Raw genomic sequence first — 24,086 nt, 5'->3', positions numbered from 1 at the left:
GCCGCCGACGCCGGCGCCGATGGCTGCGCCGGTGCTGCCGCCGACCGCCTGGCCGACCACCGAGCCGAGCACCCCGCCGAGGGCGCCGCCGACGGCTGCGGTGCCATTGCCGTCGGCCGCCCAGGCGGAGCTGCCGACCAGGGTCAGGGACAACAGGAAGAGGGGGGCGTATTTCATCGCGGCTATCACTCCGTGGGGATGTCGGCGCCGATCCTGCGCAGGCACGAGGCATTTGGCAAGAGCCGTTCCGATGGGCGGCAGCGTTTTGCAAAATTCCGCACATTGCCGCCTTTTATCGGGAACTTTGCCGGATATGCCCCGGTCAGAGGGCTCTTGCTCAGGTCGCGGGCAGCCCCGTGCACAACGCCAGATAGCTGTCGACGGCGGCGAACTCCTCGGTGTCCTTGGGCGCGCCGCGGCTGTCCGGCTGGCGCACGCCGAGCAGGTGGGCGATGCCGTACTGGCGGGCGCTGCGCAGGATCGGCAGGCTGTCGTCGATGAACAGGCTGCGCGCCGGGTCGAAGCCGAAGTCCTGCTGCAGGGCGAACCAGAACTGCTGGTCCTCCTTGGGGAAGCCGTAGTCGTGGGAGCTGATCAGGCGGTCGAAGAATGGCGCCAGCTCGACCCGCTCCAGCTTCAGCGACAGCGAATCGCGGTGGGCGTTGGTGATCAGCGCCACGCGCTTGCCGGCGGCGCGCAGGGCGGCGAGGAAGCGGTCGGCGTCCGGGCGCAGGGCGATCAGGTGGGCGATCTCCTCCTTCAGCGCGCGCACCGGCAGCGCCAGCTCGCGGCTCCAGAAGTCCAGGCAGTACCAGCTCAGCTGGCCGGCATGCTGCTGGAACAGCGGCAGCAGCTCGGCCAGCGCGGCCTCGAGGGCGATGCCGTGCTTGTCGGCGTAGCGCTGCGGCAGGTGGTGCAGCCAGAAATGGTTGTCGAAGTGCAGGTCGAGCAGGGTGCCGTCCATGTCGAGCAGGACGGTGTCGATCTGGTTCCAGGGCAGCTGGGGCATGGGGGCGGGCGGCTCGGGCTGGGCGGCAGCCGCTGCAGCCGCCGGGCGGCGCGGCATTCTGCCGGGAGTCGAAAAAAGGGCGCGTTATGATAACGTGTCGGCCACGCCAAGGAGTCCAGCTTATGCGCCAGAAACCCGATGTTCTCGCCCGCGCCATCGTGGCCAAGAGCCGCCTGTTCACCGTCGAGGAGCTGCAGCTGCGCTTCAGCAACGGCGTCGAGCGCACCTACGAGCGGCTGCTCAGTCGCGGGCTGGGCTACGGGGCGGTGATGGTGGTGGCCATGGAGGACGCCGAGACCGTGCTGCTGATCGAGGAGTACTGCGCCGGTACCGATGGCTACGAGCTGTCGCTGCCCAAGGGGCTGATCGAGCCGGGCGAGGACGTGCTGGCGGCGGCCAACCGCGAGCTGAAGGAGGAGGCCGGCTTCGGCGCCCGCCAGCTCGAGCACATCACCGGCCTGTCGCTGTCGCCGGGCTACATGAGCCAGCGCATCCAGGTGGTGCTGGCCCGCGACCTCTATCCCGAGCGCCTGCCCGGCGACGAGCCGGAGGCGATCCGCGTCGAGCGCTTCAGCCTGCGCGACATCTCGCGTCTGGCGATGGCCGACAACTTCAGCGAGGGGCGCGCCCTGGCGGCACTGTACCTGGTGCGCGACCTGCTGACCCAGCGCGGCGACTACCAGCCGTGAGCCCGACCATGACTCATCCGCTGCTGCCCGCCGTGGTCGAGCTGGTGCGCCAGGCCGGCGCCGCGACCCTGCCGTTCTGGCGCGACGACGTGGCCATCGAGATCAAGGCCGACGCCTCGCCGGTGACCGCCGCCGACCTGGCCGCCCACCGCCTGCTGGCCGACGGTCTGGCGCGGCTGGCGAGCGATATCCCGGTACTGTCCGAGGAAGACTGCGAGATCGGCCTGGCGGTGCGTCGCCACTGGTCGCGCTGGTGGCTGGTCGACCCGCTGGACGGCACCAAGGAATTCATCGCCGGCAGCCCGGAGTTCACCGTCAACGTGGCGCTGGTCGAGCAGGGCCGGGTGCTGTTCGGCGTGGTCGGCGTACCCGCGCGCGGGCTGTGCTACTACGGCGGCGCCGGCCTCGGCGCCTGGCGCCGGGACGATGCCGGCGAGCAGCCGATCGGCGTGCGCATCGCCCCGCCCGAGGCCTTCACCGTGGTCGCCAGCCGCCGCCATTCCAGCCCGGCCCAGGAGCGTCTGCTCGCCGGCCTGAGCGCGCGCTTCGGCGACCTGGCGCTGGCCAGCGTCGGCAGCTCGCTGAAGTTCTGCCTGCTCGCCGAGGGCAGCGCCGACTGCTATCCGCGTCTGGCGCCCACCTCGCAGTGGGACACCGCGGCGGCGCAGGGCGTGCTGGAAGGCGCCGGCGGCGAGGTGCTCGACCTGCACGGCCGGCCGCTGGCCTACCCGGCGCGCGAGGACTACCTCAACCCGCACTTCCTCGCCCTGCCGCAGGCCGCGGAGTGGCGCGAGGAACTGCTGCAGCTGGCCCTGGCGCTGGATTGAGTGCGGGGCATCTAAGCTCATCGGTGCGCATGGCGCACCCTGCGTCGTACCGCCGCGCTGCTTAGCCGTAGGGTGCGCCATGCGCACCCAGAGCCCTGGGTTCGGGCGCTGCCTACTTGTGCAGCACGTACTCCCCATGCAGATGCACCGCCGTCTCGCCGCTCGGTGCGGGGATGCGGATGTCCAGGTACAGGCGTGCGCGGCCGCGGCGGCGGTACAGGGTCTCGAACTTCTTCCAGTCTTCCTCGGCAGGCGCGGCGCAGATCGCCACGGCCTCCTCGACCACCGGCAGCGGGTAGTCGATCTGTCCGCCCTTGATCACGATGTGGCCGTCGTCGATGCCGGCCTCGCGCAGGCGCAGGGTCAGCCAGCCCCAGCCGGCCAGCACGCTGATGCTGTACAGGCTGCCGCCGAACATGCTGCCGGTGTGGTTGACGTTGGGCGCCAGCGGCATGGCCAGGCGCAGTTCGTGGTTCTCCCAGCCGGCCACGCGCAGCTGCATGGCGCGGGTCAGCGGGATGTCGCGGTGGAGGAGGTCTTGCAGGTATTGGCAGTCGGGATGCATGTCCGGGGGGATCCAGGTGCGCTGACAACAGGTGGCCAATGATCCTGCGTCGCGGCGGCCAGTGCAATCGCGCTGCCGCTTCGGCCGGTCATCGGCTGGTGGCTGGCCGCAGATGCCAGCGTTTCCAGCGGGAGTATAGTGAACGGATGCCGGCGCCTGCAGGGCGGCGAGGCGAGTCTGCTGCCGTTGCTGCCGGGCGGGGCTGAACGTACCTGCGGAGGTACTCGCCATGAAAATGCATTCCTTCAATCAGTACTCGCACGACCTGGGGATGGCGGTTCACGACCTCTGGCTCACCGCCAGGGTGAAGTCCGCCCTGGAAATGGCCAGGCCGACCCGTGGTCAGCACATCCACGTCAGGACCCATGCCGGGGTGGTGACCCTGAGCGGGCGGGTCGAATCGCACCGACTGTGCGAGCAGGCCATCGAGCTGGCCCGTGCGGTGCACGGCGTCAGCGAGGTGGATGCCCAGCAGCTGGAAATCTGGATGGTCGCTCCCGGCCATCTGCCCGAAGCGGGCAATGCCGAGGAAGGCGCCGACCACGAGGTCGAGATCGCCAGGCGCCGGGAACGGATCCGGGGGCCTCATGGTGGCGACACGCCCTGATGAAAAAAGCCCCGCCAGCGTGCGCTGGCGGGGCTTTTTCGTGCTGCGGAGGAATTACAGACCGGCAGCGGCGCGCAGCGCCTCGGCCTTGTCGGTCTTCTCCCAGGTGAAGGCGGTGAAGGTGTCGTCGCCGACGGTCATCTCCACCGGGGTGCGGCCGAAGTGGCCGTAGGCCGCGGTCGGACGGTACATCGGGTGCAGCAGGTCGAGCATTTTGGTGATCGCGTACGGACGCAGGTCGAAGACCTCGCGGACCAGCTTGATGATGGTGTCTTCGCTGACCTTGTTGGTGCCGAAGGTGTTGATCGAGATGGAGGTCGGCTGAGCCACGCCGATGGCGTAGGACACCTGGATCTCGCAGCGCTCGGCCAGGCCGGCGGCGACGATGTTCTTGGCCACGTAGCGGCCGGCGTAGGCGGCCGAGCGGTCGACCTTGGACGGATCCTTGCCGGAGAAGGCGCCGCCACCGTGGCGGGCCATGCCGCCGTAGGAGTCGACGATGATCTTGCGGCCGGTCAGGCCGCAGTCGCCCACCGGGCCGCCGATGATGAACTGGCCGGTCGGGTTGATGTGGAACTGGGTGTCCTTGTGCAGCAGCTCGGCCGGCAGGGTGTGCTTGATGATCAGCTCCATCACCGCTTCCTGCAGGTCGCTCTGGCTGATCTCCGGGCTGTGCTGGGTGGACAGCACCACCGCGTCGATGCCGACCACCTTGCCGTTCTCGTAGCGGCAGGTGACCTGCGACTTGGCGTCCGGGCGCAGCCACGGCAGCAGGCCGCTCTTGCGCGCCTCGGCCTGGCGCTCGACCAGACGGTGGGAGAAGCAGATCGGCGCCGGCATCAGCACGTCGGTCTCGTTGCTGGCGTAGCCGAACATCAGGCCCTGGTCGCCGGCGCCCTGGTCTTCCGGCTTGGCGCGGTCGACGCCCTGGTTGATGTCCGGGGACTGCTTGCCGATGATGTTGACGATGCCGCAGGTGGCGCCGTCGTAGCCGACGTCGGAGCTGTTGTAGCCGATGTCGACGATCACGTCGCGCACCAGCTGCTCGAGGTCGATCCAGGCACTGGTGGTGATCTCGCCGGCGACGATGGCCACGCCGGTCTTCACCAGGGTCTCGCAGGCCACGCGGGCGTGCTTGTCCTCGGCGATGATGGCGTCAAGCACGGCATCGGAGATCTGGTCGGCGATCTTGTCCGGATGGCCTTCGGACACGGACTCGGAGGTGAAAAGGGAATATTCGCTCATCTATCGGTTCCTGTTATTACCGGTGGGTGAGTCGGCCTCGCGGCCGTGTCATACAGCAGTGTTCAATTCCGATCCGGGCGGGCGAAGTGCCGTACCTGGATCTGGAAACCGTTGCGCAGGCCCAGATAGAGGCTCTCGCCGCTCTCCAGGCCCGCCTCGGCGGCCCAGCGCGCCAGCTCGTCCTGATCGAAGCCCAGCCACAGATCGCCGCACGCCTCGCGCGCCCAGCCCTGGGCATGGCTGCACAGCTCGGTCAGCAGCAGGCTGCCGCCCGGCCTGACCAGCCGCGCCAGCTGGCGCATCGCCGCGGCCGGCTCGGCGAAGTGGTGCAGCACCATGTTCAGCACCACGCAGTCGGCCGGCGCCTGTTCGTCATGCAGCGCGTCGGCCAGCTTCAGCTCGACGTTGGCCAGTCCCTCGGCCTGGCAGCGCTGGCGGGCCAGCTCGAGCATCGCCGGGCTGCTGTCCAGCGCGGTGACGGCGGCGAAGCGCCGCGCCAGCTCGGGCAGGAAGGCGCCGTCGCCGGGACCGACCTCCAGCGCCGTGGCGCTGAGCGGAAAGTGCAGGGCGTCGAGCAGAGCCAGCAGGCTGTCGCGGTACTGCGGCAGGCCGGCGATCAGGTCCTGCTGGGCGCGGAACTTCTCCACGGTGCGGGCGAAGAAGTCGTGCGCCGCGGCGGCGCGCTGCGCCTGCACCTCGGCGATGCGCGCCTGCACCGCGTCCGGCAGCTGCAGTTCGTCCACTTCCTCGAGCAGCGCCGCGTGCAGCGCGCTGCCGGTCTCGCCGCCGTGCGCCAGGGCGCGGCGGTAGAAGATCGCGGTGCCCTCGCGGCGGGTGGCCACCAGGCCGGCCTGGGCCAGCACCTTGAGGTGATGGCTGATCCCCGACTGGCGCATGGCGAAGATCTGCGCCAGCTCCAGTACGCCGAACGAGTCGCTGGCCAGCGCGCGCAGCACGCTCAGGCGCAGCGGGTCGCCGGCGGCCTTGCACAGGGCGGCCAGTTGCTCGCTCGGGGCGTGGCGGAAGGCGGGCTGCGTACTCATAAGGGGGCGAAGTCTAGTCGGCGCGTCGCGGTGGCGCAATGCCTGTATCAAAAAGTTTTGATATTGGCGCTCGATCACGCTGCGGACGGCGGACCGATTCGCGCGGATCGACCATCTGTGATTGCCCGTTCCCCCGCCTGTGGGCGAAAATGGCGGCCTTTTTTCGTCAAGCCCCCCTGCAGGAGACCAGCGATGCCCAGCCGTCGTGACCGAGCCAATGCCATTCGTGCCCTCAGCATGGATGCCGTGCAGAAAGCCAACAGCGGCCATCCCGGCGCACCCATGGGCATGGCGGACATCGCCGAAGTGCTGTGGCGCGACTTCCTCAAGCACAACCCGCAGAACCCGCAGTGGGCCGACCGCGACCGCTTCGTGCTGTCCAACGGCCACGGCTCGATGCTGATCTACTCGCTGCTGCACCTGACCGGCTACGACCTGTCGATCGACGACCTGAAGAACTTCCGCCAGCTGCACAGCCGCACCCCGGGCCACCCGGAATACGGCTACACCCCGGGCGTGGAGACCACCACCGGCCCGCTCGGCCAGGGCATCGCCAACGCCGTCGGCTTCGCCATCGCCGAGAAGGTGCTGGGCGCGCAGTTCAACCGTCCGGGCCACGACATCGTCGACCACCACACCTACGTGTTCCTCGGCGACGGCTGCATGATGGAAGGCATCAGCCACGAAGTCTGCTCGCTGGCCGGCACCCTGGGCCTGGGCAAGCTGGTCGCCTTCTACGACGACAACGGCATCTCCATCGACGGCGAGGTCGAGGGCTGGTTCACCGACGACACTCCGGCGCGCTTCGAGGCCTACGGCTGGCAGGTGATCCGCAACGTCGACGGCCACGACGCCGACGAGATCAAGATGGCCATCGAGACCGCCCGCGCCGAGACCGAGCGTCCGACCCTGATCTGCTGCAAGACCGTGATCGGCTTCGGCTCGCCGAACAAGGGCGGCAAGGAAGAGTGCCACGGCGCGCCGCTGGGCGATGCCGAGATCGCCGCCACCCGTGCCCAGCTCGGCTGGAACCATGGCCCGTTCGAAATCCCCGCCGACATCCAGGCCGAGTGGGACGCGAAAGAGGCCGGCGCTGCCCGCGAGGCCGCCTGGAACGAGCGCTTCGCCGCCTACGCCGCCGAGTTCCCGGAACTGGCCGCCGAGTTCCAGCGCCGCCTGGCCGGCGAGCTGCCCGCCGACTTCGCCGAGAAGGCCGCCGCCTACGTGGCGGAAGTCGCCGCCAAGGGCGAGACCATCGCCAGCCGCAAGGCCAGCCAGAACACCCTCAACGCCTTCGGCCCGCTGCTGCCCGAGTTCCTCGGCGGCTCGGCGGACCTGGCCGGCTCCAACCTGACCCTGTGGAAGGGCTGCAAGGGCCTGGCCCATGACGACGCCGGCGGCAACTACGTGCACTACGGCGTGCGCGAGTTCGGCATGAGCGCGATCATGAACGGCGTCGCCCTGCACGGCGGCTTCATCCCCTACGGCGCCACCTTCCTGATCTTCATGGAATACGCGCGCAACGCCGTGCGCATGTCGGCGCTGATGAAGCAGCGCGTGCTCTACGTGTTCACCCACGACTCCATCGGTCTGGGCGAGGACGGTCCGACCCACCAGCCGATCGAGCAACTGGCCAGCCTGCGCGGCACCCCGAACCTCGACTGCTGGCGCCCGGCCGACGCCGTGGAATCGGCGGTGGCCTGGAAGTACGCCATCGAGCGCAACGACGGTCCGTCGGCGCTGGTGTTCAGTCGCCAGAACCTGCCGCACCAGGCGCGCAGCGAGCAGCAGATCGCCGATATCGCCCGTGGTGGTTATGTCCTGAAGGACTGCGCCGGCGAGCCGGAACTGATCCTGATCGCCACCGGCTCGGAAGTCGGCCTGGCCGTGCAGGCCTTCGAGGCGCTGACCGCCCAGGGCCGCCAGGTGCGCGTGGTGTCGATGCCGTCGACCAACGTGTTCGACCAGCAGGACGCCGCCTGGAAGCAGGCCGTGCTGCCGCTGGAAGTGTCGGCGCGCATCGCCATCGAGGCCGCGCATGCCGACTTCTGGTACAAGTACGTCGGCCTGGAAGGCCGCATCATCGGCATGACCACCTTCGGCGAATCCGCGCCGGCCGGGCAGCTGTTCGAGGAGTTCGGCTTCACCCTCGACAACGTGCTGGCCACCGCCGAAGAGCTGCTGGAAGACTGATGCCGTCAGGGTGGATGGCTGCGGCCATCCACCGATCCTCGGGTAGGGTGCGCCGTGCGCACCGCCGGTTCGTCTGTGGTGCGCATGGCGCACCCTACGAGGTGCTCCCCCGAGCCGAGCGACAGACACTGCGAGATCCCATGCCCAACCGTCCCTACAAAGTCGCCCTCAACGGCTACGGCCGCATCGGCCGCTGCGTGCTGCGCGCCCTCTACGAGCGCGGCGCGGATGCCGGCCTGGAAATCGTCGCCCTCAACGATCTGGCCGACCAGGCCAGCATCGAGTACCTGACCCGCTTCGACTCCACCCACGGCCGCTTCCCCGGCGAGGTGAAGGTCGCCGGCGACTGCCTGCACCTCAACGGCGACTGCGTGAAGGTGCTGCGCCAGGCGACGCCGGAGGGCATCGACTGGGCCGCACTGGGCGTCGACCTGGTGCTGGAGTGCTCGGGCGTCTACCACAGCCGCGCCGACGGCGAACGCTTCCTCGCTGCCGGGGCGCCGCGGGTGCTGTTCTCGCAGCCGATGGCCAGCGAGCAGGACGTCGACGCCACCATCGTCTACGGCGTCAACCAGGCCAGCCTGAGCGGCGCCGAGCGGCTGCTGTCCAACGCCTCCTGCACCACCAACTGCAGCGTGCCGCTGCTCAAGCTGCTCGACGAGGCGGTCGGTCTCGACTACGTGACCATCACCACCATCCACTCGGCGATGAACGACCAGCCGGTGATCGACGCCTACCACCACGAGGACCTGCGCCGCACCCGCTCGGCGTTCCAGTCGGTGATCCCGGTGTCGACCGGCCTGGCCCGCGGCATCGAGCGCCTGCTCCCCGAGCTCACCGGGCGGGTCAAGGCCAAGGCGATCCGCGTGCCGACGGTCAACGTGTCCTGCCTGGACATCACCCTGCAGACCCGCCGCGACACCAGCGTGGCCGAGATCAACCGCGTGCTGCGCGAGGCCGCCGAAAGCGGCCCGCTGCAGGGCCTGGTGGCCTACACCGAGCTGCCCCACGCCAGCTGCGACTTCAACCACGATCCCCACTCGGCCATCGTCGATGGCAGCCAGACCCTGGTTTCCGGCCCGCGGCTGGTCAACCTGCTGGCCTGGTTCGACAACGAGTGGGGCTTTGCCAACCGCATGCTCGACGTGGCGGAACACTTCCTGCGCGTCGCCCATCGCCCACAGCCCATGTAAAGGACTGAGCCCATGACTGTTTTGAAGATGACCGACCTGGATCTCGCCGGCAAGCGCGTGCTGATCCGCGAAGACCTCAACGTTCCGGTGAAGGACGGCGTGGTCAAGAGCGACGCGCGCATCGTCGCCTCCCTGCCGACCATCAAGCTGGCGCTGGAGAAGGGCGCGGCGGTCATGGTCTGCTCGCACCTGGGTCGTCCGACCGAGGGCGAGTTCTCCGCCGAGAACAGCCTGCAGCCGGTCGCCGACTACCTGTCCAAGGCCCTCGGCCGCGAAGTGCCGCTGGTCAGCGACTACCTGGGCGGCGTCGACGTGCAGCCGGGCCAGGTCGTGCTGTTCGAGAACGTGCGCTTCAACAAGGGCGAGAAGAAGAACAGCGACGAGCTGGCGCAGCAGTACGCCGCGCTGTGCGACGTGTTCGTCATGGACGCCTTCGGCACCGCCCACCGCGCCGAGGGCTCGACCCACGGTGTGGCCAAGTTCGCCAAGGTCGCCGCCGCCGGCCCGCTGCTGGCCGCCGAGCTGGACGCCCTGGGCAAGGCCCTCGACAAGCCGGCCCGGCCGATGGTCGCCATCGTCGCCGGCTCCAAGGTCTCCACCAAGCTCGACGTGCTCAACTCGCTGGCCGAGATCTGCGACCAGCTGATCGTCGGCGGCGGCATCGCCAACACCTTCCTCGCCGCCGCCGGCTACAAGGTCGGCAAGTCGCTGCATGAAGCCGACCTGCTGGACACCGCCAAGGCCATCGCCGCCAAGGTCGCCGTGCCGCTGCCGGTCGACGTGGTGGTCGCCAAGGAGTTCGCCGAAACCGCCGAAGCGACGGTCAAACTGATCGGCGACGTGGCCGACGACGACATGATCCTCGACATCGGCCCGCAGACCGCCGCCATGTTCGGCGAGATGCTCAAGGCCTCGCAGACCATCCTGTGGAACGGCCCGGTCGGCGTGTTCGAGTTCGACCAGTTCGGCAACGGCACCAAGGTGCTGGCCCAGGCCATCGCCGAGAGCCCGGCGTTCTCCATCGCCGGCGGCGGCGACACCCTGGCGGCCATCGACAAGTACGGCGTGGCCGAGCGCATCTCCTACATCTCCACCGGCGGCGGCGCCTTCCTCGAGTTCGTCGAGGGCAAGGTCCTGCCGGCCGTGGCGGTGCTGGAAGAGCGCGCCAAGGCCTGATGCCTGATGGCTCCCACGCTCCGGCGTGGGAGCTGCGCCCGGGACGCTCGGCGTCCCGGTGCATGGACGCCGGAGCGTCCGGGGATGCATTGCCACGCGGGAGCGTGGCAACGATCGTCCGCCAGCATATTGCGCCCGACCTGCCCCTGCGGCAGGCTGGGCACCGATCAAACGACCCTTACTGGGAGCTACACAGATGGCACTTATCAGCATGCGCCAGCTGCTGGACCACGCCGCCGAATACGGCTACGGCGTGCCGGCCTTCAACGTCAACAACCTCGAGCAGATGCGCGCCATCATGGAAGCGGCCGACAAGACCGACTCCCCGGTGATCGTCCAGGCTTCCGCCGGCGCCCGCAAGTACGCCGGCGCGCCCTTCCTGCGCCACCTGATCCTCGCCGCCATCGAGGAATTCCCGCACATTCCGGTGTGCATGCACCAGGACCACGGCACCAGCCCGGACGTCTGCCAGCGCTCGATCCAGCTGGGCTTCAGCTCGGTGATGATGGACGGCTCGCTGATGGCCGACGGCAAGACCCCGGCCGACTACGACTACAACGTGCGCGTGACCCAGCAGACCGTGGCCATGGCCCACGCCTGCGGCGTGTCGGTGGAAGGCGAGCTGGGCTGCCTGGGCAGCCTGGAAACCGGCCAGGCCGGTGAGGAAGACGGCGTCGGCGCCGAGGGCACCCTCGACCACAGCCAGATGCTCACCGATCCGGAAGAAGCGGCGGCCTTCGTCAAGGCCACCCAGGTCGACGCCCTGGCCATCGCCATCGGCACCAGCCACGGCGCCTACAAGTTCACCAAGCCGCCGACCGGCGACGTGCTGGCCATCGAGCGCATCAAGGAAATCCACAAGCGCATCCCCAACACCCACCTGGTGATGCACGGCTCCAGCTCGGTGCCGCAGGAGTGGCTGGCGATCATCAACCAGTACGGCGGCGACATCAAGGAAACCTACGGCGTGCCGGTCGAGGAGATCGTCGAGGGCATCAAGCACGGCGTGCGCAAGGTCAACATCGACACCGACCTGCGCCTGGCCTCCACCGGCGCCATGCGCCGCATGATGGCCGAGCAGCCGAGCGAGTTCGACCCGCGCAAGTTCTTCGCCAAGACCATCGAAGCCATGCGCGACATCTGCATCGCCCGCTACGAAGCCTTCGGCACCGCCGGCAATGCTTCGAAGATCAAGCCGATCTCCCTGGAAGGCATGTTCCAGCGCTACGCCAAGGGCGAGCTGGCCGCCAAGGTCAACTGATCCGGCGCGTTCGCTTCTAGTAGTCCCACAAGGCCCGCCGCGTGCGGGCCTTGTGCTGTCCGGGGTTCAGTCGTCGCGGGTCAGCACTTCCAGCAGCTCGATCTCGAAGATCAGGTTGGAGTTGGGCTTGATGTGCGCGCCGATCTGCCGCTCGCCGTAGGCCAGGTGCGCCGGCACGAACAGCCTGCGCTTGCCGCCGACCTGCATGCCCATCAGCCCCTGGTCCCAGCCCTTGATCACCCGGCCTGTGCCGATCACGCACTGGAACGGGCGGCCCTTGGCGTAGGAGGAGTCGAACTCGGTGCCGTCCTCCAGCCAGCCGGTGTACTGGGTGGTGATCAGGGCGCCCTTGACCACGGCCTTGCCGTCGCCCGGCCGGATGTCCTCGATCTGCAGTTGCTCGCTCATCGCTCGTCTCTCGCTGGCTGCGCCGGTCGTGGCCGGCAGGGTGCGGCGTTTTCGCAGGAAATGCGCGGTCGCGCAAGTTCCGGGCGGGTTGCCGGCGGCCTGCCGTGGCTGCGCCAGCGCCGCGTCCGGCGCTATAGTCGCGGCACCTCCGCCACCAGGTCCGTACTCATGGATGAGTTCAATCCCTACGCCCCGCCGCGCTCGCCGGTGGCCGTCCCGCCCGCGGTGCCGCCGGAGCCGGCCGGCTATGCCCTGTATCGCTGGCTGAATCTGCTGTATGGCGCGGCGATGGGCCTGTCGTTGCTGGTGCTCGCCGGCGGCGGCCGGCTGCAGGCGCTGCCCGTGCATCTGCTGGTGGTGTCGATCTTCCTCGCGCCGCTGCTGAGCTTCGCCCTGGTCCTCGGCCGGCGCCGGCAGGCCTTTCGGCGCTGGCGCTGGTTCCAGGCGGCCGGCAGTGGCGTCCTGCTGCTGTTCTGTCTGCAGGACGTCGTCGGCAGCGGGGTGCTCAATCGCGCCGGCCTGTTCATGACCCTGGCCAACCTGTTCTCCCTGGGCGCCGGCCAGTACTTCCTGGCGCGGCGGCTGTCGCCCGGCGCGGCTGGCGAGGCGGCGGGCTGAGCGCAACGGGGCCGGGCAGCGGGTAGAATGCCGACTGTTCTTCCGTCCAGAGCCGCCCGATGACCCCGCTCAAATACCTCGCCGCCTACCCGCCCCATCTGCAGGAGCAGGTGCGCCGGCTGATCGCCGAAGAGCGCCTCGGCGACTACCTGGCCAAGCGCTATCCCGAGCGCCATGTGGTGCAGAGTGACAAGGCGCTGTACGCCTACGTGATGGAGCGCAAGCAGCGCTTCCTGCGCAACGCGCCGGGGATCGACAAGGTGCTCTACGACAGCAAGCTCGACGTGGTGCGTAACGCCCTCGGCCTGCACACCGCGGTCTCGCGGGTGCAGGGCGGCAAGCTCAGGGCGAAGAAGGAGATTCGCGTGGCCGCGCTGTTCCGCGACGCGGCGCCCGAGTTCCTCGACATGATCGTGGTCCACGAGCTGGCGCACCTGCGCGAGTTCGACCACAACAAGGCGTTCTACCAGCTCTGCGAGCACATGCTGCCGGGCTACCAGCAGCTGGAGTTCGACCTGCGCCTGTACCTGACCTGGCGCGAGCTGGGCTGAGACAGGCCGCGCTTACTGTGCCGCCATCACAACCTTCAGCACCTTCTTGAAGGCCTCGAGGTCCTCGGCGCTGACCCCGGCGAACACCGCCTCCTGCTGGCGCCGCGAGATGTCCCACAGCGCCTCGGTCTGCGCGCGGCCGGCCTCGGTCAGCGCGTGGCCGGCCGCGCTCTCGCTCACCAGGCCCTTCTGCCGCAGGTTGGCCAGCGCCTCCTTGATCTCGCGGGTCGGCATCGCTACCTCGCGCTGCAGGGCGACCAGGTCGAGCTGGGCGCTGTCCTCCAGCACCATCAGCATGCGTGCCTCGCTGGTGCTCAGGCCGGTGGACAGCTGCTTGGGCGCGTAGCTGGCCTGGTAGGCGTTGACCGCCTGGATCATCAGGTAGAACAGGTTGCTGCCCATCAGCCGGCCGTGCATCGCCGGGGCCGGCGCGGCGTTCGGGTCGCTCCTGCGCGGCGCGCGCGGGTGCGGCAGGACCATCGAGTAGGCGCCCTGGTGGTAGAGCAGCGGCGAGCGGCCGAAGTCGTCGAAGGCCACCACCTTGCCGATCAGGATCCAGTGGTCGCCGCCGTCCACCTGCTGGTGGCGCTCGCACTGGAAGCGCGCGGCGCAGTCGGGCAGCAGCGGCGCGCCGCCGAGGCCCGCTTCGTAGCCGATCCCGGCGAACTTGTCCTCCTGCGGGCGGGCGAAGTGGTTGGACAGCTCGATCTGGTCGGCGGCGAGGATGTTCACCGTGAAGTGGCTGGCGGCCTCGAACACCGCGTGGCTGGCCGAGCGCTTGTCGATGCTCCAGAGAATCAGCGGCGGGTCGAGCGATACCGAGTTGAAGCTGTTGGCGGTGACGCCGACCTGCTCGCCGCTCGGGCTGCGCGCGGTGACTATGGTGACGCCGGTGGCGAAGTTGCCCAGCGCGCGGCGGAACACGCGGGGGTCGAAGGCGGTTTCACTGCTGGTGGTCATCGCGGACTCTCCGGTCGTGGCGTCTGGGGCGCGCCTGCGGGCACTTGTGAGATTCAGTCTAGGGCGGCCTGGCGGGCAGGACCAGCGAGCATGTATGCCGGGGCGCCCAAACTACTCAGGGCGAGGGCGGGCCTGGCGGCGACGGGCTGTGCTTGCGCGGCGAGCCGAACAGGCGCAGCGCGCTGACCAGCAGCGGCACGTAGGGCCCGGCCTGGCGCAGCCAGTGGCGCAGGCCGCCGGTGCCGCGGCCGCCGAGGAAGCCGAGCAGGGTGACTCCGGCCAGTCCCCACAACGACGCATGCCGCAGGTTCAGGCGCTGTTGCCAGGCGCGCACCTGCTGCAGTGGCTGGGTCAGGCGCAGGCTCTCATAGTGCAGCTGCTGACGGTGCAGCTCCAGGCGCATGCGTACCAGCGCCTTGCGCATCTGTTGCGGGGAGGTGTGTTCCGGCAGGCGTGGCGGGATCATGGCAGCAGTTGCTCGCGGTCGCGCGCCAGCTCTTCGAGGCTGGCGCTGAAGGGGGAGGCCTGCCGGCACAGGGCGACGCGCAGGCGCCACAGCGCCAGCAGGCAGCCCAGCCCGTGGAACAGGCACAGGGCGACGGTCGCCTCCAGGCGATAGCTGTCCCAGCACAGCAGCAGCACCAGCACGCTGAGGGCGAACAGCAGGAGCAGGCCGAACACCAGGGCCAGGCCGGCGCACAGCAGCTGGCGCAGGCTGGCGGCCTTCTGTTCCTGCAGCTCGATGCCCAGCAGCTCGAGGTGCCCGTGCAGCAGGCCGAGGGCGGCGGCTCCTGCTCCGCGCAGCGCCGAGCTGCCGGCGTCGTTGGCGGGGGCGTCCTGCGTTCCCGCGCTCATCGCTTCAGCGCCGGGCGATCAGCATGCCGAGCAGGAAGCCGATGCCGGCACACAGGCCGAGCGACTGCAGGGGATGCGCCTGCACGTAGTGCTCGGTCGCCTCGACGCCGGCCTTGCAGCACTTGTTCATCGACTCCTCGCCGACCTGCAGGCTGCTGCGGGCGCGGGCGAGGCTGCTCCTGAGCTGTTCGCGCAGCCCTTCGGCCTGGTCGCCGGCCAGGCTGGCCGACTGCTGCAGCAGCTTCTCGGTGTCCTGAACCAGCGCCTGGAAGTCGGCGAGCAGTGGATCCATGGAGGGGTTTTTACGGGCCATGGACGGCTCTCCTCGGGTGGGTGAACCCTGAGTGTAGGACGCCAGCGCGGAATTCTCCCGGGCCGCCCTTCAGGCCGCCGCTGGTCGTGCGTCCTCGCCCGGGCGCAGCAGGCGCGCCGCCAGTTCTCGCAGCGGCTGGAGTTGGCGGCAGATCAGCGCCAGTTCGGTGCGCAGCAGGCGCTGGCGTTCGTCGCCGTCCTCCGGCAGCTGCTCCAGCTCGCGGGCCAGCGCCTCCTCGTCGCGCGGCGGCGCCTCCGGCGCCTGGCGCGCCTGCAGCCCGCGGGCGATGCTCTCGAGGCTGGCGGTCAGGTGGGCGGCGGCCTGCTCGACCAGGCTGCCGTGCAGTTCGAGGGGCTGGCCGGGGCGATGCGCGCCGAGCGCCGACAGGTAGCCGAGCAGGGTGTGCGACAGCGCCAGGCCACGAAAGCCCACGTCCGCCTCGCGGCGGAAGTGGCCCGGCTCCAGGCGCATGCTGGCCAGGCAGGCGGCCAGCGCGGCGTCGGCGTTGTGCGCGTTGCGCCGGGCCAGGCGGTAGGCGAGGTCGTCGCGCTTGCCGCTGGCGTACTGCTGGAGGATCTGCCGCAGGTAGCTGGCATGGCTGTGCAGGGTGCTGGCCATCACGCTGGGCAGGCGGCGGCCCTGCCAGTCGGGGAGGATCAGGAACACGGCGAGGCCGGCGATCAGGCTGCCGAGCAGGGTGTCGACCAGCCGCGGCCAGATCAGCCCGTAGCCGTCGCCGACCTGGTTGAAGCAGAACAGCACCATCAGGGTGATCGCCGCGGTGGCCAGGGTGTAGCGGCTGGCGCGGGTGGCGAAGAACACCACTCCGGCGGCCACCGCGATCAGCGACTGCACCAGCGCGCCGGGGAACAGGTCGAACAGCGCCCAGCCGGCCAGCAGGCCCAGCATGGTGCCGCCGATGCGCTGGACCAGCTTGGTGCGCGTGGCGCCGTAGCTGGGCTGGCAGACGAACACGGTGGTCAGCAGGATCCAGTAGCCCTGGGTCGGATGGATGGCGTGCAGCACGCCGTAGCCGGCGGCCAGCGCCGCGGCCAGGCGCAGGGCGTGGCGGAACAGCAGGGCGGTGGGGGTGAGCTGCAGGCGCAGGCGCTGCCAGACCTCGGCGAGGCTGTGCGGGTCGCGGTCGTGCAGGGTGCTGTCCTGCTCCTCGGCCAGGGTATCCGGGTTGCTCGCCGCGCCGAGCAGGCGCTCGAGGGTGCCGAGGTTGTCGGCCAGCGCGCGCAGGGCGCGCAGCAGCTCGCGCCACTGCGGGTTGTCCTGCGCCTGCAGGTAGGCCAGCGAGGCCTCGAGGTCGTCGCGGGCCTGGGCGCTGGCGCGCTGGTACTCGAATGGCTGGCGCAGCTCGATGGCCCGGGCCAGCGCTCGGCAGGCCTTGCCCTGCTGGCGCAGCAGCAGGCGGCAGCGGAACAGCACGTCGCTGTGGAAGAACGCCTCGGCCAGCGCGGTATAGGGGTAGTGTGAGGAGCTGGCGCGTTCGTGGATGTCCTGGGCGAGGAAGTACAGCTTCAGGTAGCGGCTGACCTGCGGGTTGGCGCGGCCCTTGCCGACGCGGTGCAGGATGATTTCCTTGGCCGCGTTGAGCGCCGCCACCAGGCGGCCGTTCTGCTGCGCCAGCTCCAGGCGCCGGCGCTCGACGTCCAGCTCGCGCACCGGCTCGAACAGCGCCGCCTTCAGGCGCAGGTACTGGTCCAGCTCGCGGAACACCCGGGCCAGCGCCTGCTGCACCGGCTGCTGGCTGAACAGCGCCTGCCAGAGCACCGAGAGCGCGCCGTACCAGGCGGCGCCGGCGACCAGCAGCAGCGGCTCGCGCCACAGGTCGGCGACCTCGCCGCCGCGCTGGTCGACGCCGATCATGGTGTAGATGGACAGGATCAGGGTGGCCGAGGCGATGGTGCCGTAGCGCTCGCCGACCGCGCCGAGCATGGTCAGGGCGAAGGTCGACAGCGCCAGGGCGGCGACGAACAGCCAGGGATAGGGGAACAGCAGCTCGACGGCGAAGGCCGCCGTGGCGAAGCACGCCAGGGTCACCAGCAGCGCGCGCAGGCGGCCGCGCCAGCTGTCGTCGGTCTCGGCCAGGGCGCTGGCGACAATGCCGAGGAACAGCGGGATCAGCAGCTCCATGCTGCCCAGGGTCCAGCACAGCGCCATGCTGCCGGTGAGGGCGACCAGCACCCGCAGGCTGTAGCTGAACTTGTCCAGCGCCCACAGGCGGCGCAGGGAGTGGCGGAGCGAGGTGGCGGGCATGGAGCGTCCTGCAGGCAAGGGGCGGGCGCGGAACCGGCCGGGCCGGCGACCGCTTGGCGAGCATTCTAAACACAGCCGCCCGGCGCGGTGCAGCTCCGGCCCGGCCGGGTGGCGTTCACAGCTCGTCCGGCGCCGCCGGCTCGTCCAGCGTCTCGCCCTCGGCCAGGCGGCGCCCCAGGTGCATGCAGTTGCGCCCGGCGGCCTTGGCCCGGTACATGGCCTGGTCGGCCTCGCGCAGCAGGTCCTCGCAGCACTGGCAGCCGAGGCCGAAGCTGATGCCGATGCTGGCGCCGATGCGGATCTCCACGCCGTCGAGGCGGAAGGGCCGGGCCAGTTCCTCGAGGATGCGCCCGGCCAGTTGCTCGGCCTGCAGTTCGCTGCCGATACCCTCGCAGACCAGCACGAACTCGTCGCCGCCCAGGCGCGCCACCAGGTCGCTGCTGCGCGCGCTGGCCTGCAGGCGGTGAGCGACCTGGACCAGCAGCCGGTCGCCGGTCTCGTGGCCGTGGCAGTCGTTGACCGGCTTGAAGCCGTCGAGGTCGAGGAGGATCAGCGCGAGCATCTCGCGGCGCCGGCGCGCGCGCTGCCAGGCCTGCTCGAGGTGCTGGCGCATGGCCGTGCGGTTGGCCAGGCCGGTGAGCGGGTCCTGCAGCGCCAGCTCGCGCAGGCGTTCGTTGGCGGCGGCCAGCGCCTCGGTGCGCTCGGCCACCCGCTGCTCGAGGATCCGCTCCTGCTCCTGCAGGGCGCGCAGGTCCTGCTGCTGGGCGTCGAGGGTGGCGTCGGCCTGGCGCTGGCGCAGCACGCTGAGGCGCTGCGCGAGGCCGAAGGACAGCAGCAGCAGCTCCAGCGCCGAGCCGAGCAGCAGGGCGTTGACGGTGAAGGCGTTGGACGCCGCCACGCCGAAGTTGCGCAGCGCCAGCAGCAGCGAGCCGCCCAGCAGCATCAGCCCGGCGGCGACGAACACCCGCGCCGCCGGCACCTGGCGGCGCGCACAGGCCAGGCCGCAGCCGAGCAGCAGGACGATGTTGGCCAGGCTGGCGTGGGCCAGCACCTGCAGCATCAGCGGGGCGGCGAGCAGCAGGGTGGCGAGGGTGATCGGCAGCTGCACGGCGAGGGCGATGTTCAGCAGGCGATGCCAGCGTGGCACATGACGTGCGCTGTCGAGGAAGCTGCGGCTGAACAGGATGGCGCCGAGGTTGGCCAGGCCGAGGAAGCAGGGCAGGGCGCGGGTGCCCCAGGCGCCGCCCTGCGGCCACAGGTACTGGGCGCCGAGGCCGGTGAGGGCGAGCATGGCCAGGCCGCCGCTGGCGGCGAACAGCACGTAGAGCAGGAAGCTGCGCTCGCGCAGGGCGAGGAACAGCAGCAGGTTGTAGCCGGCCAGACCCAGCAGGGTGCCGAAGTACAGGGCCAGCAGCAGGCTGGCGTTCTGGTTGTCGTGCAGGAAGGCTGCCGCCGTCCACAGGCGGGCATCGAGGGACAGGCTGCCCGAGCTGTGCGCCAGGAAGTACAGGGTGCGCCGCTCGCCGGGCGCCAGGTGCACGGCGAACAGCGGCGCGCGATGGTCGAGGCTGCGTTGCGTGCGCGGCAGGCTGTCGCCGGCGCTCTGCCGCTGCAGGCCGTCCGCGCCCAGGCTGAACAGCTCGATGCGATCGAGCGCCGGATAGCTGAAGGCGATGCGCCACTCGGCGGGCTGCGCGGCCTGCGACTGCAGCTCCAGGCGCAGCCAGACGCGGTCCGCGGTGTAGCCGAGGTTGAGCTCGCTGCGCCGGAGCAGCGGCTGGAAGTGCGCCTGCAGCGGCGGCGCCGGGTCGCCCGGCCGGACATCGTCGGTCGTGCGGTACAGGGCGAGGTAGGGGTACAGGTCGAGGGCCCGCTCGTGGCCGTCGAGGCGCAGCAGCGGCCTGGCCTCTTCGCCGCGCACCGCCAGGGCGAACAGTGTCAGCAGGGCGAGCAGCAGGACCCGCGCCGCGACCGTGCCGCGGGCAGCCCGCCGCGTTGCCTGCACGCGGTGCCGGCTGGAGTCCTGTGGCATGGGAGCCTCGCGAATTCCGTGGACAGTCGCCCGCGTGCCTGGCTGGCACGCGGCCGTCTTCCAACTGTAGCCACTGGCGGCGCGGCCGGCCGCGGGCAGGGGTGCCGTCAGTCGGCTGGCGCGGGCGTCCGCCGGCGCCTGCGGCTCAGAGGATCCGCGCCTTGAAGTGGCGGCCCTTGACCTTGCGTTCGCTCAGGCGCTGCAGTGCCTCGCGGGCCAGCTCGCGCTCCACCGCCACGTAGGCGTTGTAGTCGTAGAGGGCGATCTTGCCGATGCGTGCGCCCGGCAGGCCGTCTTCGCCGGTGAGGGCGCCGAGGATGTCGCCGGGGCGCAGCTTGTCCTTGCGCCCGCCGTTGATGCACAGGGTGGTCATCGGCGGCAGCAGGCGCGCGTCGTCCAGCGGCTTGAGGTTGTCCAGCCTGGCCCAGTTCAGCGGCGCCTGCTGCAGCGCCTCGATGGCGCTGGCGCGGCTGGCCTCGCTCGGCGCCACCAGCGACAGCGCCAGGCCCTTGGCGCCGGCGCGGCCGCTGCGGCCGATGCGGTGGATGTGCACCTGCGGGTCGCGGGTCAGCTCGAAGTTGATCACCGCCTCCACGGTGTCGATGTCCAGCCCGCGTGCGGCCACGTCGGTGGCCACCAGCACGCAGCAGCTCTGGTTGGCGAACATCGCCAGCACCTGGTCGCGCTCGCGCTGCTCCAGGTCGCCGTGCAGGGCCAGCGCGGAGATCTTGCGCGCGTTGAGCGCGGCCGCGACTTCCTGGCACTGCGCCTTGGTCTGGCAGAACACCACGCTGGAGGCCGGGCGGAAGTGCAGCAGCAGGCGCGCCACCGCGTCCAGGCGCTGGGCGGGATCGACCTCGTAGAAGCGCTGTTCGATCTGGCTGTCGTCGTGCAGCGCCTCCACCTCGACCCGCTGCGGCTGGCGCAGGAAGCGCGCGGCCAGTTGTTCGATGCCCTCGGGATAGGTGGCGGAGAACAGCAGGGTCTGCCGGCGCGCCGGGGTCTGCTCGATGATCGCGGCGATGGCGTCGACGAAGCCCATGTCGAGCATGCGGTCGGCCTCGTCGAGGACCAGACGGTTGAGGCCGTCGAGCCTGAGGCTGCCGCGGTTGAGGTGCTCGAGCACCCGCCCCGGCGTGCCGACCACGATGTGCGCGCCGTGCTCCAGCGAGCCGATCTGCGGGCCGAAGGGCACGCCGCCGCACAGGGTCAGCACCTTGACGTTGTCCAGGCCGCGGGCCAGCAGGCGGATTTCCTTGGCCACCTGGTCGGCCAGTTCGCGGGTCGGGCACAGCACCAGCGCCTGACAGCCGAAGTAGCGCGGGTTGAGCGGGGCCAGCAGGCCGAGGGCGAAGGCGCAGGTCTTACCGCTGCCGGTCTTGGCCTGGGCGATCAGGTCGCCCCCGGCGAGGATGATCGGCAGGCTGTGCGCCTGGATCGGCGTCATCTGCCGGTAGCCGAGGGCATCCAGGCTGGCGAGCAGGGGGGCGGGCAGGGGCAGGGTGGCGAAGGCGTCGGTCACGGGGCGGGCCTGGATGGAAACAAGGCCGGACAGTCTAGCAGGTTGGCGTGTGGGTGCCGCAGAGCGCCGGTTGAGTGGCTCTTGCATCGGGTCCAATGCCGGTTTCGCTGTCGTGCCTGCGGCTGTCGCGATCCGCTCGTTCGGTTGCCGGTGTGCGCAGTCGTGAATGAATAAATTCTTTCCTGAGCCGAAAGGGTGCCGTCGGAGCAGGGGACTTTCGGCACGCTGATTTGTCGCCAAATATTGCTGTGGCTGCCCTGGCATCCAGCACACTCGGCCTATCAGCCGGGCCTGAAATCGGGATTGCCGTTTCCATCGCCGGGGATTGCCGGGGCCGGCGCGACGCCCGCGCCTTGCCGCTGATCCCGGGTGCGGAGGTTTGCCGCTGCGGCAAGCCCGGGAGCCTGGCGGGATGTGCCGGGAATTGCGCTTGTCGAGCACATGCCCCGGACAACGCAGCATGACCTGTCCGGCCGCCCCCGGTCGAGGGGCTCGCCATCGCCGTGAGCCGGCGGAGCGGGAGGCGTCTGGGACGGGCTTCAGACTAAAGTCGGGGATTACTTTTGTCGCAGCCCCTTTGTTAGATTCAGGATGTGGTTCTTTCACCTGCAATAAAAACAATACGGAGAAAGGTAATGGCAGACGATAAGAGCAATTCTGCTGCGTACTGGAAGGCAAACGTTCGCCTTATCACGTGGAGTCTGGTGGTCTGGGCTCTGGTTTCATATGGTTTCGGCATTCTTCTACGCCCGATGCTGATGGGTATTTCAGTCGGCGGAGCGGACCTGGGCTTCTGGTTCGCTCAGCAGGGATCCATCATCACGTTCATCGCGCTCATCTTCCACTACGCGTGGAGGCTGAACAGGCTGGACAAAGAATTCGGCGTCGAGGAGTAAGCCAGCATGAGCCAATTTGTAATCAATATGCTGTTCGTAGGGGCATCCTTCGCGCTCTACTTCGGTATCGCGGTCTGGGCTCGCGCCGGATCGACCAAGGAGTTCTACGTCGCCGGCGGTGGCGTGCATCCGGTAACCAACGGCATGGCCACTGCGGCCGACTGGATGTCCGCGGCTTCCTTCATTTCCATGGCCGGTCTGATCGCTGCCGGCGGCTACTCCACCTCGGTCTACCTGATGGGCTGGACCGGTGGCTACGTGCTGCTGGCCATGCTGCTGGCGCCCTACCTGCGCAAGTTCGGCAAGTTCACCGTACCGGACTTCATCGGTGACCGCTTCTACAGCCGTGGCGCGCGCCTGGTGGCGGTGATCAGCCTGCTGCTGATCTCCCTGACCTACGTGATCGGCCAGATGGCCGGTGCCGGTATCGCCTTCTCCCGCTTCCTCGAAGTGAGCAACTCGGCCGGTATCTGGATCGCCGCTGGCGTGGTGTTCGCCTATGCGGTATTCGGCGGCATGAAGGGCATCACCTACACCCAGGTGGCCCAGTACGTGGTGCTGATCGTTGCCTACACCATCCCGGCGGTGTTCATCGCCTTCCAGCTGACCGGCAACCCGATTCCGTCGCTGGGCATGATCGGTACCCACGTCGAGTCCGGCGAGCCGCTGCTGGCCAAGCTGGATGCCGTGGTCACCGATCTGGGCTTTGCCGCCTACACCGCCGACGCCGACAACAAGCTGAACATGATCCTGTTCACCCTGTCGCTGATGATCGGTACCGCCGGTCTGCCGCACGTCATCATCCGCTTCTTCACCGTGCCGAAGGTGGCCGATGCCCGCTGGTCCGCCGGCTGGACCCTGATCTTCATCGCCCTGCTGTACCTCACCGCTCCGGCCGTGGCTTCCATGGCGCGCCTGAACCTGATGACCACCGTGTATCCGCAGGGTACTTCGGCTCCGGCCCTGGCCTACGAAGAGCGTCCCGAGTGGGTGAAGACCTGGGAAGAAACCGGTCTGATCAAGTGGGAAGACAAGAACAGCGATGGCCGCGTGCAGTTCTACAACGACGCCAACGCCAAGTTCACCCCGACCGCTCAGGAGCGTGGCTGGAACGGCAACGAGCTGACCGTCAACAACGACATCATCGTGCTGGCCAACCCGGAAATCGCCAACCTGCCGGGCTGGGTCATCGGTCTGATCGCCGCGGGCGCCATCGCCGCTGCGCTGTCCACCGCTGCCGGTCTGCTGCTGGCCATCTCTTCCGCCGTGAGTCATGACCTGATCAAGACCCTGATCAATCCGAAGATCAGCGAAGAGAACGAAATGAAGGCCGCACGGATCTCCATGGCGGTATCGATCCTGCTGGCCACCTGGCTGGGTCTGAATCCTCCGGGCTTCGCGGCACAGGTAGTGGCACTGGCATTCGGTCTGGCGGCAGCGACCCTGTTCCCGGTCCTGATGATGGGTATCTTCTCCAAGCGCGTGAACGACAAGGGCGCGATCGCAGGCATGGTTGTCGGCCTGCTGGTCACCATCGTCTACATCTTCATGTACCTGGGCTGGTTCTTCATTCCGGGCACCGCGACCTTCGCCAACACTCCGGACAACTGGCTGTTCGGCATCTCCCCGCAGGCCTTCGGTTCGGTGGGTGCGATCATCAACTTCGCCGTGGCCTACGCCGTGTCGCTGGCTACCGAGGCTCCGCCGAAGGCAGTCCAGGATCTGGTGGAGAGCGTGCGTACTCCGAAGGGTGCTGGTGCCGCACTCAGCCACTAAGCAATAATGCGACCAGAAGCCAGATTAATAATCTGAGCCACGGTTGAAGCAAACATCGGGCTTCCATTTGGAGGCCCGATGT

The 24,086-nt window shown here is 69.3% G+C and carries 23 protein-coding genes and 1 pseudogene; 11 read left to right on the top strand and 13 right to left on the bottom strand.

Annotated elements, in window-relative coordinates:
• Together E5198_RS22330 and yrfG are read right to left on the bottom strand one after the other, a co-directional pair.
• Window positions 1–177 (bottom strand): annotated as a pseudogene (locus E5198_RS22330) (hypothetical protein); the annotation flags it as partial.
• Between the two features lie 160 nt (window positions 178–337).
• Window positions 338–1,009 (bottom strand): GMP/IMP nucleotidase, encoded by a 672-nt coding sequence (gene yrfG / locus E5198_RS07640; RefSeq protein WP_136489404.1) that lies wholly within the window; start codon window positions 1,007–1,009, stop codon window positions 338–340.
• 122 nt (window positions 1,010–1,131) lie between these two features.
• On the opposite strand from yrfG, the gene nudE reads away from it, so the two are divergent.
• Window positions 1,132–1,698: an ADP compounds hydrolase NudE gene (gene nudE / locus E5198_RS07635; RefSeq protein WP_136489403.1), complete on the top strand. Its 567-nt coding sequence runs from the start codon at window positions 1,132–1,134 to the stop codon at window positions 1,696–1,698.
• Between the two features lie 8 nt (window positions 1,699–1,706).
• Window positions 1,707–2,525, top strand: coding sequence for a 3'(2'),5'-bisphosphate nucleotidase CysQ (cysQ, locus tag E5198_RS07630; protein WP_136489402.1), 819 nt, complete (start codon window positions 1,707–1,709; stop codon window positions 2,523–2,525).
• Window positions 2,526–2,637: 112 nt separating this feature from the next.
• Here the strand turns inward: cysQ and E5198_RS07625 are convergent, their stop codons facing one another.
• Window positions 2,638–3,090 (bottom strand): thioesterase domain-containing protein, encoded by a 453-nt coding sequence (locus E5198_RS07625; protein WP_136489401.1) that lies wholly within the window; start codon window positions 3,088–3,090, stop codon window positions 2,638–2,640.
• A 229-nt stretch (window positions 3,091–3,319) separates the two neighbouring features.
• On the opposite strand from E5198_RS07625, the gene E5198_RS07620 reads away from it, so the two are divergent.
• Window positions 3,320–3,697, top strand: coding sequence for a BON domain-containing protein (locus E5198_RS07620; RefSeq protein ID WP_136489400.1), 378 nt, complete (start codon window positions 3,320–3,322; stop codon window positions 3,695–3,697).
• 54 nt (window positions 3,698–3,751) lie between these two features.
• Here E5198_RS07620 and metK read toward each other — a convergent pair whose 3' ends face one another.
• Window positions 3,752–4,942: a methionine adenosyltransferase gene (gene metK, locus E5198_RS07615; RefSeq protein WP_136489399.1), complete on the bottom strand. Its 1,191-nt coding sequence runs from the start codon at window positions 4,940–4,942 to the stop codon at window positions 3,752–3,754.
• Between the two features lie 62 nt (window positions 4,943–5,004).
• Entirely contained in the window at window positions 5,005–5,985 is a 981-nt protein-coding gene (locus E5198_RS07610; protein WP_136489398.1) for a metalloregulator ArsR/SmtB family transcription factor, read from the bottom strand.
• A gap of 192 nt (window positions 5,986–6,177) precedes the next feature.
• Between E5198_RS07610 and tkt the strand changes: the two genes are divergently transcribed.
• The 4 genes from tkt to fba all read left to right on the top strand — a co-directional run bounded on the left by tkt (window position 6,178) and on the right by fba (window position 11,808).
• A complete protein-coding gene (gene tkt, locus E5198_RS07605) occupies window positions 6,178–8,178 on the top strand; it encodes a transketolase (protein ID WP_136489397.1) in 2,001 nt (666 codons plus the stop codon).
• A gap of 140 nt (window positions 8,179–8,318) precedes the next feature.
• A complete protein-coding gene (gene epd / locus E5198_RS07600; protein ID WP_136489396.1) occupies window positions 8,319–9,371 on the top strand; it encodes an erythrose-4-phosphate dehydrogenase in 1,053 nt (350 codons plus the stop codon).
• A gap of 12 nt (window positions 9,372–9,383) precedes the next feature.
• Window positions 9,384–10,547: a phosphoglycerate kinase gene (locus E5198_RS07595; protein WP_136489395.1), complete on the top strand. Its 1,164-nt coding sequence runs from the start codon at window positions 9,384–9,386 to the stop codon at window positions 10,545–10,547.
• Between the two features lie 196 nt (window positions 10,548–10,743).
• A complete protein-coding gene (gene fba, locus E5198_RS07590; protein ID WP_136489394.1) occupies window positions 10,744–11,808 on the top strand; it encodes a class II fructose-bisphosphate aldolase in 1,065 nt (354 codons plus the stop codon).
• A 66-nt stretch (window positions 11,809–11,874) separates the two neighbouring features.
• Here fba and E5198_RS07585 read toward each other — a convergent pair whose 3' ends face one another.
• On the bottom strand, window positions 11,875–12,216 hold the full coding sequence (locus tag E5198_RS07585; RefSeq protein WP_136489393.1) for an FKBP-type peptidyl-prolyl cis-trans isomerase: 342 nt from the start codon (window positions 12,214–12,216) through the stop codon (window positions 11,875–11,877).
• Between the two features lie 168 nt (window positions 12,217–12,384).
• Between E5198_RS07585 and E5198_RS07580 the strand changes: the two genes are divergently transcribed.
• Together E5198_RS07580 and E5198_RS07575 are read left to right on the top strand one after the other, a co-directional pair.
• Window positions 12,385–12,834, top strand: coding sequence for a hypothetical protein (locus E5198_RS07580; RefSeq protein WP_136489392.1), 450 nt, complete (start codon window positions 12,385–12,387; stop codon window positions 12,832–12,834).
• A 59-nt stretch (window positions 12,835–12,893) separates the two neighbouring features.
• Window positions 12,894–13,385 carry a M48 family metallopeptidase gene (locus E5198_RS07575; RefSeq protein WP_136489391.1) on the top strand — a complete coding sequence of 164 codons (492 nt, stop codon included), beginning with the start codon at window positions 12,894–12,896 and terminating at the stop codon, window positions 13,383–13,385.
• 12 nt (window positions 13,386–13,397) lie between these two features.
• Here E5198_RS07575 and E5198_RS07570 read toward each other — a convergent pair whose 3' ends face one another.
• The 7 genes from E5198_RS07570 to dbpA form a co-directional block, all read right to left on the bottom strand.
• Window positions 13,398–14,345 (bottom strand): p-hydroxyphenylacetate 3-hydroxylase reductase component, encoded by a 948-nt coding sequence (locus E5198_RS07570; protein ID WP_136489390.1) that lies wholly within the window; start codon window positions 14,343–14,345, stop codon window positions 13,398–13,400.
• Window positions 14,346–14,460: 115 nt separating this feature from the next.
• Window positions 14,461–14,811, bottom strand: a complete 351-nt coding sequence (locus E5198_RS07565) for a hypothetical protein (RefSeq protein ID WP_136489389.1) — start codon at window positions 14,809–14,811, stop codon at window positions 14,461–14,463.
• Window positions 14,808–15,200: a phage holin family protein gene (locus E5198_RS07560; RefSeq protein ID WP_136489388.1), complete on the bottom strand. Its 393-nt coding sequence runs from the start codon at window positions 15,198–15,200 to the stop codon at window positions 14,808–14,810. Before E5198_RS07560 ends, E5198_RS07565 begins: the two co-directional genes overlap by 4 nt.
• Before the next feature lie 4 nt (window positions 15,201–15,204).
• On the bottom strand, window positions 15,205–15,513 hold the full coding sequence (locus E5198_RS07555) for a YqjD family protein (protein WP_136489387.1): 309 nt from the start codon (window positions 15,511–15,513) through the stop codon (window positions 15,205–15,207).
• Between the two features lie 69 nt (window positions 15,514–15,582).
• A complete protein-coding gene (yccS, locus tag E5198_RS07550) occupies window positions 15,583–17,778 on the bottom strand; it encodes a YccS family putative transporter (protein ID WP_136489386.1) in 2,196 nt (731 codons plus the stop codon).
• 115 nt (window positions 17,779–17,893) lie between these two features.
• Complete coding sequence (locus E5198_RS07545) at window positions 17,894–19,810, bottom strand: diguanylate cyclase (protein ID WP_136489385.1); 1,917 nt, start codon at window positions 19,808–19,810, stop codon at window positions 17,894–17,896.
• A gap of 145 nt (window positions 19,811–19,955) precedes the next feature.
• Window positions 19,956–21,332, bottom strand: a complete 1,377-nt coding sequence (gene dbpA / locus E5198_RS07540) for an ATP-dependent RNA helicase DbpA (RefSeq protein ID WP_256659009.1) — start codon at window positions 21,330–21,332, stop codon at window positions 19,956–19,958.
• 635 nt (window positions 21,333–21,967) lie between these two features.
• Here dbpA and E5198_RS07535 point away from each other — a divergent pair.
• Together E5198_RS07535 and E5198_RS07530 are read left to right on the top strand one after the other, a co-directional pair.
• Complete coding sequence (locus E5198_RS07535; protein ID WP_136489383.1) at window positions 21,968–22,228, top strand: DUF4212 domain-containing protein; 261 nt, start codon at window positions 21,968–21,970, stop codon at window positions 22,226–22,228.
• A gap of 6 nt (window positions 22,229–22,234) precedes the next feature.
• Entirely contained in the window at window positions 22,235–24,004 is a 1,770-nt protein-coding gene (locus E5198_RS07530; protein WP_136489382.1) for a sodium:solute symporter family protein, read from the top strand.
• The last annotated feature ends 82 nt before the right edge of the window (window positions 24,005–24,086 follow it).

This window comes from Pseudomonas sp. A-1 (assembly GCF_004801855.1).
Taxonomy (GTDB): domain Bacteria; phylum Pseudomonadota; class Gammaproteobacteria; order Pseudomonadales; family Pseudomonadaceae; genus Geopseudomonas.
Note: the sequence above shows the minus strand (reverse complement) of the source record. Positions and strands in the feature narration are given on the sequence as shown.